The organism is Pseudarthrobacter sp. MDT3-1 (genome assembly GCF_054510755.1).
In genome coordinates this window covers 24,170-38,914 of record NZ_JBTNDX010000020.1, presented here as the reverse complement: position 1 = coordinate 38,914, position 14,745 = coordinate 24,170, and the positions used below count along the sequence as shown (strand labels likewise).

Here is a 14,745-nt window from a genome sequence, read left to right as displayed (position 1 = left end):
AAGCTCGCAGACAGCTAGCTGCGTTTTTTGCCGAGGTGCCCATGAACTATGTTCTCGCCCTTGACGTCGGGACCAGTTTCACCGCCGCCGCCATAGTTCGAATTAATCACGACGCTTCACTTGTCCCGGAGAGCCTGCCGCTGGGGCTCCGCGGAACGGCTGTGCCTTCGGTGGTTTACTACCCCGAGGAAGGCCCCATCCTGGTGGGGGAGGCGGCCGAGCGCCGCGGCCTTGACTCCCCGGAGCGCGTGGTGCGGGAGTTCAAAAGGCGGGTCGGAGACGACGTCCCCATTGCCGTCGGCACGCTTTCCCTCCCTGCTGAGGACGTCTTCGCCACTATGGCCCGATGGGTCGCAGACCGGGCTGAAGAACGCGAGGGAGCGCCGCCGTCGGACATTATCCTTTCCCACCCTGCCTCGTGGGGTGCGCACCGAACGCAGCTCATCCTCGCTGCCCTGGCCTCAAAAGACCTGACCAAGGTCACGCTGATCAGCGAACCGGAAGCGGCGGCGCTGCACTACGCCGCCCAGGTGCGGGTGGAGGCTGGCAGTACCATCGCCGTCTACGACCTCGGTGGCGGGACCTTTGACACCGCCGTCCTGAAGAAAACGGACGCCGGCCACTTTGAACTGCTGGGCCGGCCCGAAGGGATCGAGGGACTGGGCGGCGCCGACTTCGACGCAGCCGTCCTGCGGTACGTTGCCGATCACGCCGGGCAGGGCCTGGCCAATCTTGACCCGTCGGCGCCCGTTGCGCTGGCGGCCCTGTCGCGCCTGCGGCGGGAGTGTGTGGAAGCCAAGGAGGCGTTGTCCGCGGACAGCGAGGCGAGCATTTCGGTGCTGCTGCCGGGATTCCAGCAGCAGGTGCGGCTGGTCCGGTCCGACTTCGAGGCGATGATCAGCGAGCCCATCCGGGAAACAGTGGACGCCCTGGAGCGTTCCCTGCAGGACCTGGGGCTCACCCCGGACGACCTGTCCGCGGTGCTTCTCATCGGCGGCTCATCGCGCATTCCCCTGGTGGCACAGCTGATTTCGGAGCAGCTGGACCGGCCGATCGCCGTGGACGCCGATCCGAAGTCATCCATCTGCCTCGGCGCGGCGGTTGCCGCCCTTCGCGCTCAGCCAGAGGGGGCCGCGCAGCCCGCTGCCATGACCGCACAGCTTTCTGACGCCGTCGTGCTCACGCAGGCTGACGGGCATCATGGAGCTGCCGGCCGACGAGCCAGCTGGTCCCGGCATGCCGACGCCGGTGCTGCAGCACTCGCCGCCGGCGCCCATGCCGCCGGCACCCATGCGGGCGGGCGCAAGGGCGGCGCGCACGGGCCACGTTCGACCGTGCGGCTGACTGCGGTAGCAGCGGTAGTGGCGCTCTTCACCGGGCTCACGGCGACTGCAGCCCAGAGCCCGGACGGACTCGGCAGCCTTTCGGCGATGCTCGCCCCGCCGGCAGATGCGGCGAAGGACACCCCAAGCGCTGCTCCTCCTGACGGAACCGGCGGACCTGGCTCCGGTGGCCCCGCGGCAGGAGCAGGCGCGGCAGGTGCAGGAGCAGGCGCGGCGCAGCTCCCCGTGCAGGGGATTGAAGCCAGCGCCCAGCTGCAGGACAGCAGCGCGCCGGCCAGTTCCACGGGACTGGACATTGCTGCCTCGTCTACCAGCAGGCCACCTACCGAAGCAGGCCAACCAGTCCCCGGCGGGGCCATTGCCGGGACGGGCACTTCTGGTGAGCCTGTACAGGGTTCCGGAGGCTCCACCCCGGGTCCGGTGACCAACCCGACGACGGACCTGTCGCCGGACCTGGTCCCATTGCCCGTCGATCCTGTACCTGATCCGACCACTGACCCGGCCCCGGATCCGACGACCGATCCGGCTCCGGATCCGACCACCGACCCTGCACAGGATCCGACCACTGATCCGACCACCGACCCTGCGCCGGATCCGACCACTGACCCGGCTCCCGATCCGACCACTGACCCGGCTCCCGATCCGACCACCGGACCGGCTCCCGAGCCGTCGTCGGCACCTGCGCCGGAGCTCGATCCGACAACGGCCTCTGCGCCGATGCCCGACCCGTTCGCGGAACCGTCCCCCACCACGGATCCTGTCCCAACCACCGAACCGGCGGTCTGAGGCATGGCCGCCGATCATACGCAGCCCGAACGGGAACTGCACGAGGCAGGGACCTCGGCTCCCTCCGGAGCCGCTGACATGGCACAGCAGTTGCGGGGCGAGAATGCGGCAGTCCGTGAACTCCTGCTGGCGCTGTCCGTGGGGTTCACCTTGCCCGGTCCGCTGCCCGGTGAGCTGGCGCACAAGCTGGAAAGCCCTGACAGTCCGGGCCTGGACGCCGTGGTAAACCGCGCCGAGGCCTCGGGCCTGCTGCTTACCGACGGGACCGTCGTCGGCCCGGTGCAACACGCACTCCTGAACGGCACGCCCACAGCCCGTGTGCATGCATTGCAGCGGGAACTCGTCGGTTTTGTTTCGGCCGAGGGCCGGCCCTTCGGCGACCTTGCCCGCGAGCTGGCGAGGGGCGGACTGTCGGACCCGAGGGTCGCCGCCGAACTCGAAGCCGCAGCGGACAAAGCACTGCCTCAGAACCCCGGTCTGGCCGCCCAGCTGTACAGCGAAGCGCTGCTGGCAGGGGCGGACGAACTGCGCATCGCTGCCCGCCGCGCCCAGGCCGCAGCCGCAACGGGCGACCTCGACGCCGCGGGCCGGATTATTGACGGGCTCCTGGTGAGCTCTGATCCGCCGGATGTCAGACTTGGCGTGGATGTTGCTGCTTCCGTCTGGGCACAGCGCGGGCTGCTGGTCCGCAGTGCCGACCTCTATGCCTGGCTTGGTCCGGCGAACATGGGCCGGTCCGCCCCGCTTGCCGCGGTGGTCATGATCGGCAGCGGCGACCGGGCGGGCGCGGAAGAGGCCTTTTCCGCCGGGTCGGCACCGGTGTCGCCCACCTTACTGGCGGTGGCGCTTTCGCAAACGGGCAAGGGCGTGATGGAGTCGATGGAGCGGGATCCACACAAGGGCCTTCCCCTGCTGATCCATGCTTCGGACATGCTCAACGCGTCCGGTTCGGCGCTGCCCCTTCCGGACACCCCTGGAGCGTTGGCCGCGTTACTGGCCCTCCACAGCGGTGAATCCCACGTAGCGGACACCATCATCCGCTCCGCCGTCGCCGCGAGGCAGGGCGGTGACGCCGCCAAGCCACGGCTCCACCTCTTGCAGGCGTGGTCGGCCATGCAGCAGGACGATGCTGGCGAAGCACGGCTGGCCATCAACGAAGCCTCCAAAGCCAACCACTGGCCGCTGGTTCCCAGGGACGAGTTCCTGTGCGCGGCCCTGGAAGTGGGCCTTGCGCGGCGCAGCGGCGACGTTCATGACCTCGTGATGGCCTGGGAGCGCGCCCGCGAAGCGATGCTGCACTCCGCCGTCGACCTTTACAGCCTTCTGCCGTGGGGCGAACTGATGATTGCTGCCGCCCGGTTGCGGGAGACACGGCGCGTCGCGGATTATCTGGATGAAGCGTGGGCTCTGCTGACCAAGCTGGGGGAGCCACCCCTGTGGGCCGTTCCGCTTCACTGGGCGGCGGTCCAGGCTGCCCTGCTGAACAAGAGCCCGGCCGACCTTGCCCCGCACGCGGCAGCGCTGGTACGGGCCGCGGACTACAGTCACATGGCCGCTGTGTTCGCCGCCGCAGGCAAGGCCTGGGTCAGCGTCCTGGCCGGCCGGTTCCAGGCGACGGATGTGGAGAACGCCGCCCGGGGACTGAAAGTGGTGGGCATGCCGTGGGAAGGGGCCCGGCTGGCAGGACATGCTGCCGCGCAGGCAGACGAGCGCAGGGACATGATGCGGCTCCTTGCCTGCGCCAGGGACCTCCACCCGCAGGGCAGAACCACCGGGCCACCCGACGGGCTGTCACCGGAAGTACGCCGCAGCGCCGCCGAGAACAACCATGGCGCGCATCCTGACGCCTCGGGGCTCAGCGAACGCGAAAAGGAAGTGGCGCGGTTGGTCCTGGAAGGGAAGACGTACCGGGAAATCGGCGAAGCCATCTACATTTCCCCCAGGACCGCTGAACATCACATTGCCAGGATGCGGCGGAGGCTTGGGGCTGAAAACCGCTCCGATCTGCTGGTGCGCCTGAGGCTGGCGCTAAGTGCAGATCATCAGGGCCCGGACTGAGCCCTGCTGCCCCTAGCCACGAAACAGGCAAACCCCTAATGCGGGGCATCCGGGTACGGGGACAGAACCGATGCCCGGCCCCCACGAAGGACCTTAGGTTTGATTTAAGCCCGGCACCGAGGCCTGGCGATCCACAACTCCGAGAAGATTTGAGGACCATCCAATGCCTACACTCGCAAACCAGCTCGTCCAGTTCCTGATGGGCCTGTTCAACAACCCCGCCGCTGCCCAGGAGTTCCTGAACGATCCGGAGCGTTCACTCGAGGGTGCCGGCCTGCGCGAAGTCTGCTCCGCCGATGTTGACGCCGCTATGCCGGTTGTCCTGGACTACGCACCCATCACTGTCAACGCTTCTTCCTTCGACCGGGAGTACAACACCGGCGGGAACACCTCATGGACGGGAGGCATCGGCGGCGCCGGCCACACCCCGCCTCCTGCAGGCGGCGGTTCAGGCCACACCCCGGGGCACGACCACCATGACGATCACGCCCACGCTGTCCAGCAGCTGCATCACGTGGTGAACAACTACTCCTACACCTCAACGGTGGATGACCGGGACACGATCACGGACCAGTCGGTCAACCAGAACATCTGGGCCGACGGCGACGTGAACCAGTGGTTCGACAACGAGGCTGTCATCGCATCCGGCGATCAGGCCCTGGCCGCGGGCGACGACAACAACGTCCGGGACTCCTACAACACCACCGACTCCTACAACACGGACAACACCACGGACAATTCCACGGACAACTCGATCACCGCCGGCGGCGACGTCAACATCGGCAACCGCGATCTGGATGTGGCCGATTCGTTCAACACCGACGTTGACCTGGATGTCGCTGATTCGTTCAACGACAACTCGGACAACTCCGATAATTCCGATAACTCGGATAACTCGGATAACTCCGTGGATAACTCGGTGAAGATTGAGGATTCCTTCCAGGACAACTCCGATAACTCCACCGAGGACAACTCGATCGTAGTCAACGACAACTCGGACAACTCCATCGAAGACAACTCCACCACCGAGGTTGCGGTTGAGGAATCCTTCAACGACAACTCGCAGGCGGAGACCACCGAGGTGGAAGTGGTTGATTCCTTCAACCCGGTTGAGGTTGTGGTTGAGGATTCTTTCCAGGACAACTCCACCGAGGACAACTCGACGAACACTGACGTGGCTGTGGACACCGACGTCGCGGTCGAAGATTCGGAGATCAGCCTCTGATCATCAAATTCCGAGTACCGGGAGCGCCCGGCAGGAGGCCATCGACCTCCTGCCGGGCTCTTCGCGGATTATCCCCCGCCCCACCCGCACTCCTGCTGCAAAGGACAGATCATGGCTGAATCGCAACGACCGGGAGGTCCTGGACGTGCGCCGGTGCCGATGAACGCCGGCCAGCTGGCGTTGCTGGTGGAGCAGGGCATCGAGCTGGTGGGGATAGGGGACCGCGCGGACCTGCGGAAACGCCTGGACCAGACCCTGCGCCGGCTGAAGGATCCGAGTATCCGCGTGATCATGGTGGGGGAATTCAAGCAAGGAAAAAGCAAACTTATCAACGCCCTGGTGAACGCCCCGGTGTGCCCTGTCGACGACGACATCGCCACCTCGGTGCCCACCGTGGTCCGCCACGGGGAACCCGCGTCCGCTGCCATCCTGCTGCCCAAAGCCGGCACAGAGCCCGGCGACGACGCCGCACTGGAGCGGCAGCCCATCAACATAGCGGACCTGGCGGCTTACGTTTCCGAGCGGGGCAACCCCGGAAACGTCAAGAAGCTGGTAGCGGCCGAAGTTTTCCTGCCCCGCAAGGTCCTGGCCGGCGGGCTGACGGTCATCGATTCCCCGGGTGTGGGGGGACTGGGCTCCTCGCACACATTGACCACCCTCACAGCCTTGCCCACAGCGGACGCCATGCTGCTGGTTTCAGACGCCTCGCAGGAATACACCGAGCCCGAAATGCGGTTCCTGCGCCAGGCCATGCGGATCACCCCGAGCGTTGCAGGCATCCTGTCCAAAACGGACCTGTATCCGGACTGGCGGCGTGTGGAGGCCATGGACCGTGCCCAGCTCGCGCAGGTGGCGCCGGACATCCCGCTGTTCGCGGTTTCCTCGGATCTCCGGCTGGAGGCTGCACGCCTTCAGGACAGCGAACTCAACGCCGAGTCGGGTTTCCCCGTGCTGATCGGCCACCTCCGGAATGAAATTGTGGGCAAGGCGGAGCGGCTGCAACGGCGCTCCGTCAGCCAGGACCTGCTCTCCGTGACTGAGAACCTGCGCCTGTCCTTGCGGTCCGAGCTGGGAGCGCTTGAGGATCCTGACGGGACGCCGCGGATGATTGCAGGGCTGGAGGAGGCGAAGTCTCAGGCCGATGAGCTGCGCAAACGTTCCGCCCGGTGGCAGATTACGCTCAACGACGGCATCGGCGACCTGATCGCGGACATGGAGTACGACCTCCGGGACCGCCTGCGGCGCATCCAGCGCGAAGCCGAGGCCGCTATTGACCAGGGCGATCCCGGCCCCACCTGGACCCAGTTTTCCGCGTGGCTCGAGGAGTGCGCCGCCGCCGCGATCTCGGACACGTTTGTGTGGACCAGCGAACGCGCGCAGTGGCTGGCCGCACAGGTGGCGGAGCATTTTTCAGAGGACGAAGTGGCCCTGCCGGTGCTTCACATCTCGGACACCGACGACGCGTTGGACCCGGTGGACAACATGCCAAGGCTCGACGACGGGCACATCAACCCCCTGCAGAAGGTCCTGATCGGCATGCGCGGGTCCTACGGCGGCGTGCTGATGTTCGGGCTCCTGACCGGGATTTTCGGCATGGCCCTGATCAATCCCCTGTCAGTGGGCGCGGGCCTGCTGCTGGGCCGCAAGGCGTACCGCGAGGACAAGGAAGCACGGCTGAAGCGCCGGCAGGCCGAAGCCAAGGCGCTGGTCCGCCGGCAGCTGGACGATGTCACGTTCCAGGTGGGCAAGCAGCTCAAGGACCGGCTCCGGCTGGTGCAGCGCTCCACCCGGGACCACTTCACGGAAATCGCGGACGAACACCATCGCTCCCTGGCGGATTCGGTGGCGGCGGCCCAGAAGGCAGCCACCACCTACACGCTGGAAAAGGACATCCGCATCCGCGAGATCAAGGCCGAGCTCAAGAAGGTGGACGCCCTGCACCATGCCGCCGGCCTGGTGGCCGCCGAAGTGGCCCAATCCCCGGGGCCGCAGGCCGCGCAGTCTCCGGCGGAGCAGTCTCCGGCCGGGCGCGGCACGGCGTCGGGAAACCCGGCGCCGGGAAGTCCGACGGCGGGCGGCCAGCCGGTGGGCACGGCGCCGGTGGGTGCGGCGGGCAGATGAAGGAGTCCATCAGCGCGGGAGTGGCGGACCTGATCCAGGACGCCCTGCTCGTGTATGCGGACGACCCCGCTGCGGCTGCGGCATTGGAGACTTATGCCAGGCGGCTGTCCGAGCCCCTCAGGATCGCTGTGGCAGGCATGGTCAAGGCGGGAAAATCCACGCTGCTGAACGCCATCATCGGGGAGGAGATCGCCCCGACCGACACCGGGGAATGCACAAGGATTGTGACCTGGTACCGTTACGGGCACACGCCGCGGATCACGGCCTACCCAATTGCCGGTGAACCGCATATCCTGCCGCTGAAGCGCGTGGACGGCCGCCTGGTGTTTGTCCTGGGCAACGCCCGCGCCGAGGACATGGAACGGCTGGTGGTGGAGTGGCCCTCGCCGGCCCTGCGCGAGCTCACCCTGATAGACACCCCGGGAATTGCCTCGTTGTCCGAAGACGTCTCTGCCCGGTCCACCGATTTCCTCATCCCCGTGGACGCGCCCTCCGAGGCTGATGCCATCATTTACCTCATGCGCCACATGCACGCCTCGGACCTGCGGTTCCTCGAATCCTTCAGGGATACCGAGACGGGTAGGTCGGGAACCGTGAACGCCCTTGCCGTGCTGTCCCGTGCCGACGAGATCGGTGCGGGCCGCATTGATTCGCTGCTCTCCGCGGGTGACATCGCTGACCGGTACCGCCGGGACCACAGCCTGCGGAAGCTGGCGTTGGGGGTGGTCCCGGTGGCCGGGCTGCTGGCGCAAAGCGCACGCAGCATGCGCCAGTCGGACTTCGAGTCCATGCAGGTCCTGGCCGGCATGGAGCGGTCCGACCGGGAGCGGATGCTGCTCTCGGCGGACAGGTTCATCAGGGCCAGTGTCCCGCAAAGCCTGGGCGCCGAAGCCCGCGCCTCCCTCCTTGAGCGGTTCGGGCTGTTTGGGATACGGCTGGGCGTAGTGCTGATTCGGAGTGGCTTCACTGAACCCACGCCACTGGCGCATGAACTGGCCCGGCGCAGCGGGCTGGACCCGTTGCTGCACCTTGTGGCCCGGCAGTTCCAGGCCCGCGGGGATGCCCTCAAAGCCCGTACTGCCTTGGTGGGAGTGGAAAGCTTGCTGCGCAGCGCGCCCAGGGAGGGGGCCGGCCGCCTGGCCGCAGCCTTGGAACGCCTTCAGGCCAACGCCCATGAGTTCCGTGAGCTCCGCTTGCTCGCCACGATCCGTACCACCGGTGTATCCCTCAGCGATGAGTTGGCGGCGGAAGCCGAAAGGCTGGTCGGCGGCTGGGGAGCGGCGTCCGCCCTGAGGCTGGGGCTGGCTCCGGATGCCGGACCGGACGAAGTCCTGGCCGAAGCCCGCCGCTGCCTGAACCGGTGGCGGACGGTATCGGAAAACCCGCTGACGGAGCGCTCAGCCGTGGAGGCCTGCCGCGTGGTGATGCGCAGCTGTGAGGGCGTCGTGGCTGAATGCTCCGCCCTGCAGCTGCACCCGCAGTCCGCCTGAGGTCAGCCCTTATTGCCGCGTCCGCGCCGGCCTGACCTGCGCCGACTGGATCCGCGCTGACTTGAGCCACCTGCCCGCCGACGGCGCAAAAACCGCCACAAGGCCGAGGAACGCAAGGAGCAACTGGGCTCCCCAGAGCAGGACAACATAGCTGCCGGCGTCGCCCTCGGGGACGAGGAAAGCTGCGGCCACCACCATGACCATTACCTGCCCGGCCAGCAGCGGGATCATGAGCCAGCGGGACCAGCCGCGGCGCGCTGAGAAAATTGCCAGCGCCGCCGCTTCGAGCAGGATCACCAGCAGCAGGGCGCCCAGGCTACCCCAGAAAACAATGGTCGCGGATGTGGTTACAGCGTCAGGTCCGCCGCCGGGGGACATCTGGTCCACCACGGTGCGGAGCCGCTCCAGGTGTGAGTCGAGGGTGAGGAAGGAACCGATGAGCACGGCCAGGCCTGCCACGAAGCTGAACAGCCAGAAGGTCCGCGCTAGGCGGACGCTCCGCGGTGTCGGCGGAATGACAACGATGGGCGCCGGCGCGGCGTAGGACAGCCCGGGCCGCGGCGGCGGCAGAGGGGGCGTGGCAGCCCCGGCGGGTGCAACTGGCTGTTGGGATTCTCCGTCGGGGTGCTGGGCCACGTTTTGCCTACTTTACGTCGCCGGTATCGTGGGTGTCCGCGTCTCCCGTGCTGGCACCGCCGGCTTCGTCGTGGCCGATCCCATCCTTGCCCCGCGTACCGGCGTTGTCCTGTCCGGTGCGAGCGGGACCGCCGTCCGCCTTGGCGTTCGCCTCAAGGTCATCCTTGAGCTTCTTGAGGCGGGCAGCGTCGGCCTGGTTGCGGCGGCGCATTTCCAGGTTGCGGAGGAAATCGGGATCATCATCCGGCGCGGTGGGGTGGCTGCGCGGTTGGCGGACCGGGGCTGAGTCACGCGGACGGCCGATCAGCAGCCACAGGATGGCGCCGAGCACCGGAAGGACAATCATCACCACGATCCAGGCCGGCTTGGAGATCCCGCGGGTGAGGCGGCCATCAGTGCGGATCACGTCCACCAGGCCATACACAAAGATGACGAGAATGGCGACGGCGAGAACCACACGGAAGAGCATGGCATTAAGTCTATCGTCCGCGGGCCGGGGGCGTTCAGGCAAAGCGGCTAAACTTGAACCGTGGCTTTTCTGAAATACTCCCTGATCCGGCTGGCGCTGTTTGCGCCGCTCTTTGTGCTCTTTATGTTCCTGAAGCTGGGGGCGGTGCTGTCAGTCATCTGCGCAGCGCTGATCGCGTTTGCGGTCAGCTACCTTTTCTTCCAGAAACAGCGCGACGCCGCCGCTGCCGCCATTCACGGACGGCTCTCCGGCAACGCCAAGCCGCTGCGCAGTGAAAGCGAGGTGGCCGACGCCGAAGCCGAGGACAGCCTCTTGGACGCCAACCCGGATGTCACCATCCGGAACAGCGGCCCGAAGGCCCCCGAAACCGGAACACCGGCCCCGAAGGCACCCGAGTCCTAGAGCCCGAGTCCTTGACCCCGCCCGGATTCGGCCTAGAATCCGTGGCTGAGCACCAGTCCCAGTGAGAACAGCAGGCTGTAGCCGAGGTTGATCAGGCCGGTCTGCTGCAGCACGGGAATGAGGCTTTTGCGCTTGCGGCCGTTGATCATCAGCCAGGCGGGCATCAGGCAGGCCGGGATCAGCAGCAGCACGATCAGCATCCACGGCCGCCCGGGAGCCAGGATGACCACCAGCAGGACGGCCACGGCGAGCATCAGCACGTAGCTTTCGCGGGCGTGCTTGTCGCCCAGGCGCACGGCCAGGGTTTTTTTGCCGGCCTGGATGTCGGTGGGGATGTCGCGGACGTTGTTGGCCATCAGCAGGGCGCAGGCAATGAGACCGGTACCGAGCGCGCCGATAACGGCCGGCAGGTTGACCTGGCCGGCCTGGGTGTAGGTGGTGCCGAGTGTTGCCACCAGGCCGAAGAAGACAAACACAAAGACGTCGCCCAGGCCCATGTAGCCGTAGGGGTTCTTGCCGCCGGTGTAGCCCCAGGCGGCCATGACGCAGCCGACTCCCACCAGGATCAGCCACCAGCTCTGGGTGATCAACACCAGCGCCAGGCCGAACAGCATGGCCACCGCGAAGGCGCCGAACGCTGCATATTTGACGTGTTCCGGCTGGGCGGCGCCGGAACCCACCAGCCGCAGGGGTCCCACGCGGTCCTCGTCGGTGCCGCGGACGCCGTCGGAATAATCGTTGGCGTAGTTCACGCCGATCTGCAGCAGCAGCGCCACCAGGGCGGCCAGCACGGCATTAACGGGGCGGAACGAATCCAGCTCGTAGGCCGCGGCGGTGCCGATCAGTACCGGGGCGATGGCGGCCGGCAAAGTGCGGAGGCGGGCGCCTTGGATCCATTGTGCGGCTGTGGCCACGGTCAGTACCTCGTGTTGGGTCGGGAGAACGGTGAAACGGTGGTGGCGGCCGCGAACGGGCCGCCGGTGCAGCTCTACTCTACTTTCCCTGATGCAGCGCGTTGAGCCGTTCGATCATCGCCAGGCGGTCCGGCTTGCCGTTGGGAAGCATCAGCAGTTCCGGGGCAGCCAGGACGGTTTTCGGCGCCAGGAGGCCCAGCCGCCTGTGCCATTCCTCCTTAAGTACGACGGTGTGATCCCCTGCTGGGGAGCCCGCGACACCTGAGTCCGCGGTGGCGCCGGAGGCAGCGGCGTCGAGCGCAACAAAGGCGGCCACGGCCTGGCCCCATTCCGTTGACGGGACGCCGGCCACAAAAGCCGCCGCAACGCCGTCGGACTTTTCCAGCTCTTCCTGCACATGCGCGGCGGAGACCTTGACGCCGCCGGTGATGATGACGTCGTCGGCGCGGCCCAGCACGGTGAGCCGGCCGTCCGCGTCCAGCGTGCCGAGGTCATTGGTGCGGTACCAGCGGACGCCGTCCTCCTCGAAAAACGTGTCCGTCGCTTCGGGCGCATCCACATACCCGGCGGCCACGGTGTCGCCGCCCAGCAGGATACGGCCGTCGTCGGCCACCCGGACCTGGACGCCTTCCAGCGGCACGCCGTCGTACACGCAGCCGCCGCAGGTTTCGGCGGACCCGTACGTGGCGACCACCCTGACGCCGGCCTCGCGGGCGGCGTCCAGCAGCCCGGCCGACGCCGGTGCGCCGCCCAGCAGGATGCCGTTGAACCGCCGCAGGACGGCCAGGGTCTCCGGCGACGGCGCCTCCAGGAGGCGTTGGAGCTGTGTGGGGACCAGCGAGGTGAAGCGGAACTTGTCGGTCAACTCCAGGGCGCCGGCCGTGAACGCCTCGGGGGTGAAACCGCCGGACATGTCCATCACCCACGGGCGGGTGCCGGCGAACAGTGACCGCACCAGGACCTGCACGCCTGCCACGTACTGCACGGGGAGGGCCAGGAGCCACTGGCCCTCGCCCTTGAGCGCCAGGGCGGTGGCCATGGATGAGGCCGCCAGCGCCTCGACGGTCAGGATGGTAGCCTTCGGCGCGCCGGTGGAGCCGGACGTGCGGACCACCGCCACGGCGTCATCGCAGCCGGGCGTCTCGGTGTGTCCCACCACCAGTTCGCCGTCGGGGCCCACGGAAAGTTCGACGGCGGGTCCCTCACCGTGGAGGGCGGCAGCCAGGGCTTTGAGCACCGGGTCGATGTCCGTGGGACCGATGGTCTGGGTTCCGAGATTCATGTGCCGTCCTGCCTTTGAAGTCAGCCGGGGCCTGGAGGCCGGCCGGCTTGGAAGTTTGTGCCTAGACGTGGTGCCTAGAAGTAGTGCGGGAAGCGGGACCAGTCCGGGTCGCGTTTCTCCAGGAAGGCTTCCTTTCCTTCCACCGCCTCGTCCGTCATGTAGGCCAAACGGGTGGCTTCGCCGGCGAAGACCTGCTGGCCGGCCAGGCCGTCGTCGGCAAGGTTGAAGGCGAATTTCAGCATCCGGATGGCCTGCGGTGACTGCCGGGCGATGTCCGCGGCGTATTCCAGGGCCACCTCTTCGAGGCGCTCGTGGTCTACGGCCTCGTTCACGGCGCCAATGCGGACCATGTCGTCCGCGGAGTACTCGCGGGCCAGGAAGAAAATCTCGCGGGCGGACTTCTGGCCGATCTGGCGGGCCAGCAGCGCCGAGCCGTACCCGGCGTCGAAACTTCCCACCGTGGCGTCCGTCTGCTTGAACTTGCCGTGCTGGCGGGAGGCGATCGTGAGGTCCGAGACCACGTGCAGGGAGTGCCCGCCGCCGGCAGCCCAGCCGTTCACGACGGCGATGACCACCTTGGGCATGGTCCGCATGAGCCGCTGGACCTCGAGGATGTGGAGGCGTCCGGCGCGGGCGGGGTCGATGGTTTCCTGGGTCTCGCCGTCGGCATAGCGGTACCCGTCGCGGCCGCGGATGCGCTGGTCCCCGCCGGAGCAGAAGCTGTGGCCGCCGTCCTTGGGGGAGGGGCCGTTGCCGGTGAGCAGGACCGTGGCGACGTCCGGGGTCATGCGGGCGTGGTCCATGGCGCGGTAGAGCTCGTCCACCGTGCCGGGGCGGAAGGCGTTGCGGACTTCCGGGCGGTTGAAGGCGATGCGGACGGTGGGCAGGTCCCTGGTTTCCGTTCCGGTTGTTGAGCCCGTCCCGGTGGTCGAGCTTGTCGAGACCCGCTCTACCTGCCGGTGGTACGTCATGTCCTGGAAGTCGTCGAAACCGGACACGGTGCGCCAGCGGGTGGGGTCAAAGACGTCGGACACCTTGGCGGGAAGTTGGTTGCTCACCGGACAAGTCTAGTAATCGGGTCAGCTGATGCAGAACTCGTTGCCCTCGGGAACGGCAGCTGTCAGGGCTGGACCTGCTGCAACTGCTCGAATAGCTCGGGCGGGATGGCGTAGATGAAGATGACCGCCAGCAGGTTCTTCGCCGCGTGCACAAAGTAGGAGAACATCAGGTTCTTCCCGGTCCACACGTAGACAAACACCAGCGTGCCGCCCATGGCCAGATAGGGGAGCAAAGCACTGAGCGTGATGGCTTCCTGGCCTGCGATATGGATGCCGGCAAAGAGGACCACAGAGAGGGCACAGCACAGCCAGATGTTGAGCCGGCGGCTGAGCTTGCCGATCAGCAGGTGCCGGAAGATGTACTCCTCCACAAACGGGCCCACCACCACCAGGACCGGCACCATCAGCCAGGCAGGAACCTGTTGCATCAGCGCCTGCAGTCCGGCTTGGTTTGCCGACGTCTCCACTCCGCCGCCGGCCGACACCACCACCGCCGTGAGGATCATCATGGCCACCACCGCCGCCGGTACCATCAGCAGCGTGAACCACGGACGGGTGGCCAGCACGCGCAGGTCCCGGGCTACCACCCGGCGGGCGGCGGCCAGCGCCAGGATCCCGATCGAGCCATAGAAGATGAGGTTCACGGCGTACGACGCCGCGGCCGGGCTGGGGGCAAGCTGGCTTATGAGCGGGACCAGCAGTTCCCCGGCCACGGCGAAGAGCCCGGCCGCGGCCACATAGAGGCCGACGGCGGTGAAATCAAGGGCGGAAAACCGGTACAGCTCGGGCTGCGGCGCGGGTGGTTTCCGGTGCGTGATGGCCATGTCTTCAGCCTAGCTCCCTCCCAACTAGGTAGCGCTAACTGTCGTTTTGAGGCCCCAAAGCGACAGTTAGCGCTACCTAGTTGGGAGTGGGCGGGTGGGCGTCACATTGCGGGGCCAGATCGGCGTCGCGTAGAATG

The 14,745-nt window shown here is 67.1% G+C and carries 12 protein-coding genes; 6 read left to right on the top strand and 6 right to left on the bottom strand.

Annotated features, from left to right (window positions below; genetic code table 11):
- Positions 1-41 precede the first annotated feature (41 nt).
- From ACX80X_RS15290 to ACX80X_RS15270, 5 genes are all read left to right on the top strand, one after another.
- Positions 42-2,129: an Hsp70 family protein gene (locus tag ACX80X_RS15290; protein ID WP_252614073.1), complete on the top strand. Its 2,088-nt coding sequence runs from the start codon at positions 42-44 to the stop codon at positions 2,127-2,129.
- A 3-nt stretch (positions 2,130-2,132) separates the two neighbouring features.
- On the top strand, positions 2,133-4,187 hold the full coding sequence (locus tag ACX80X_RS15285; RefSeq protein WP_252599887.1) for a LuxR C-terminal-related transcriptional regulator: 2,055 nt from the start codon (positions 2,133-2,135) through the stop codon (positions 4,185-4,187).
- Positions 4,188-4,350: 163 nt separating this feature from the next.
- Positions 4,351-5,412 carry an IniB N-terminal domain-containing protein gene (locus ACX80X_RS15280; RefSeq protein WP_252614072.1) on the top strand — a complete coding sequence of 354 codons (1,062 nt, stop codon included), beginning with the start codon at positions 4,351-4,353 and terminating at the stop codon, positions 5,410-5,412.
- Between the two features lie 159 nt (positions 5,413-5,571).
- Positions 5,572-7,533 carry a dynamin family protein gene (locus ACX80X_RS15275; RefSeq protein WP_374209916.1) on the top strand — a complete coding sequence of 654 codons (1,962 nt, stop codon included), beginning with the start codon at positions 5,572-5,574 and terminating at the stop codon, positions 7,531-7,533.
- A complete protein-coding gene (locus ACX80X_RS15270) occupies positions 7,530-9,023 on the top strand; it encodes a dynamin family protein (RefSeq protein WP_459312529.1) in 1,494 nt (497 codons plus the stop codon). The genes ACX80X_RS15275 and ACX80X_RS15270 overlap by 4 nt, the downstream gene beginning before the upstream one ends.
- A gap of 9 nt (positions 9,024-9,032) precedes the next feature.
- Here ACX80X_RS15270 and ACX80X_RS15265 read toward each other — a convergent pair whose 3' ends face one another.
- Positions 9,033-9,659 carry a hypothetical protein gene (locus tag ACX80X_RS15265; protein WP_252614070.1) on the bottom strand — a complete coding sequence of 209 codons (627 nt, stop codon included), beginning with the start codon at positions 9,657-9,659 and terminating at the stop codon, positions 9,033-9,035.
- A gap of 7 nt (positions 9,660-9,666) precedes the next feature.
- Positions 9,667-10,128: a PLD nuclease N-terminal domain-containing protein gene (locus tag ACX80X_RS15260; protein WP_252599892.1), complete on the bottom strand. Its 462-nt coding sequence runs from the start codon at positions 10,126-10,128 to the stop codon at positions 9,667-9,669.
- A gap of 60 nt (positions 10,129-10,188) precedes the next feature.
- Here ACX80X_RS15260 and ACX80X_RS15255 point away from each other — a divergent pair, with 60 nt between their 5' ends.
- Positions 10,189-10,530: a DUF4229 domain-containing protein gene (locus ACX80X_RS15255; RefSeq protein WP_252599893.1), complete on the top strand. Its 342-nt coding sequence runs from the start codon at positions 10,189-10,191 to the stop codon at positions 10,528-10,530.
- A 32-nt stretch (positions 10,531-10,562) separates the two neighbouring features.
- Here ACX80X_RS15255 and ACX80X_RS15250 read toward each other — a convergent pair whose 3' ends face one another.
- The 4 genes from ACX80X_RS15250 to ACX80X_RS15235 all read right to left on the bottom strand — a co-directional run bounded on the left by ACX80X_RS15250 (position 10,563) and on the right by ACX80X_RS15235 (position 14,608).
- Positions 10,563-11,444, bottom strand: a complete 882-nt coding sequence (locus ACX80X_RS15250; RefSeq protein WP_252614069.1) for a 1,4-dihydroxy-2-naphthoate polyprenyltransferase — start codon at positions 11,442-11,444, stop codon at positions 10,563-10,565.
- Positions 11,445-11,523: 79 nt separating this feature from the next.
- The gene (locus tag ACX80X_RS15245; protein WP_252599895.1) at positions 11,524-12,726 is read right to left on the bottom strand and encodes an AMP-binding protein; all 1,203 of its coding nucleotides are present in this window, start codon (positions 12,724-12,726) and stop codon (positions 11,524-11,526) included.
- Positions 12,727-12,800: 74 nt separating this feature from the next.
- Positions 12,801-13,784, bottom strand: coding sequence for a 1,4-dihydroxy-2-naphthoyl-CoA synthase (locus ACX80X_RS15240; protein WP_252599896.1), 984 nt, complete (start codon positions 13,782-13,784; stop codon positions 12,801-12,803).
- Between the two features lie 62 nt (positions 13,785-13,846).
- Positions 13,847-14,608: a CPBP family intramembrane glutamic endopeptidase gene (locus ACX80X_RS15235; RefSeq protein ID WP_252610613.1), complete on the bottom strand. Its 762-nt coding sequence runs from the start codon at positions 14,606-14,608 to the stop codon at positions 13,847-13,849.
- Positions 14,609-14,745 lie beyond the last annotated feature (137 nt).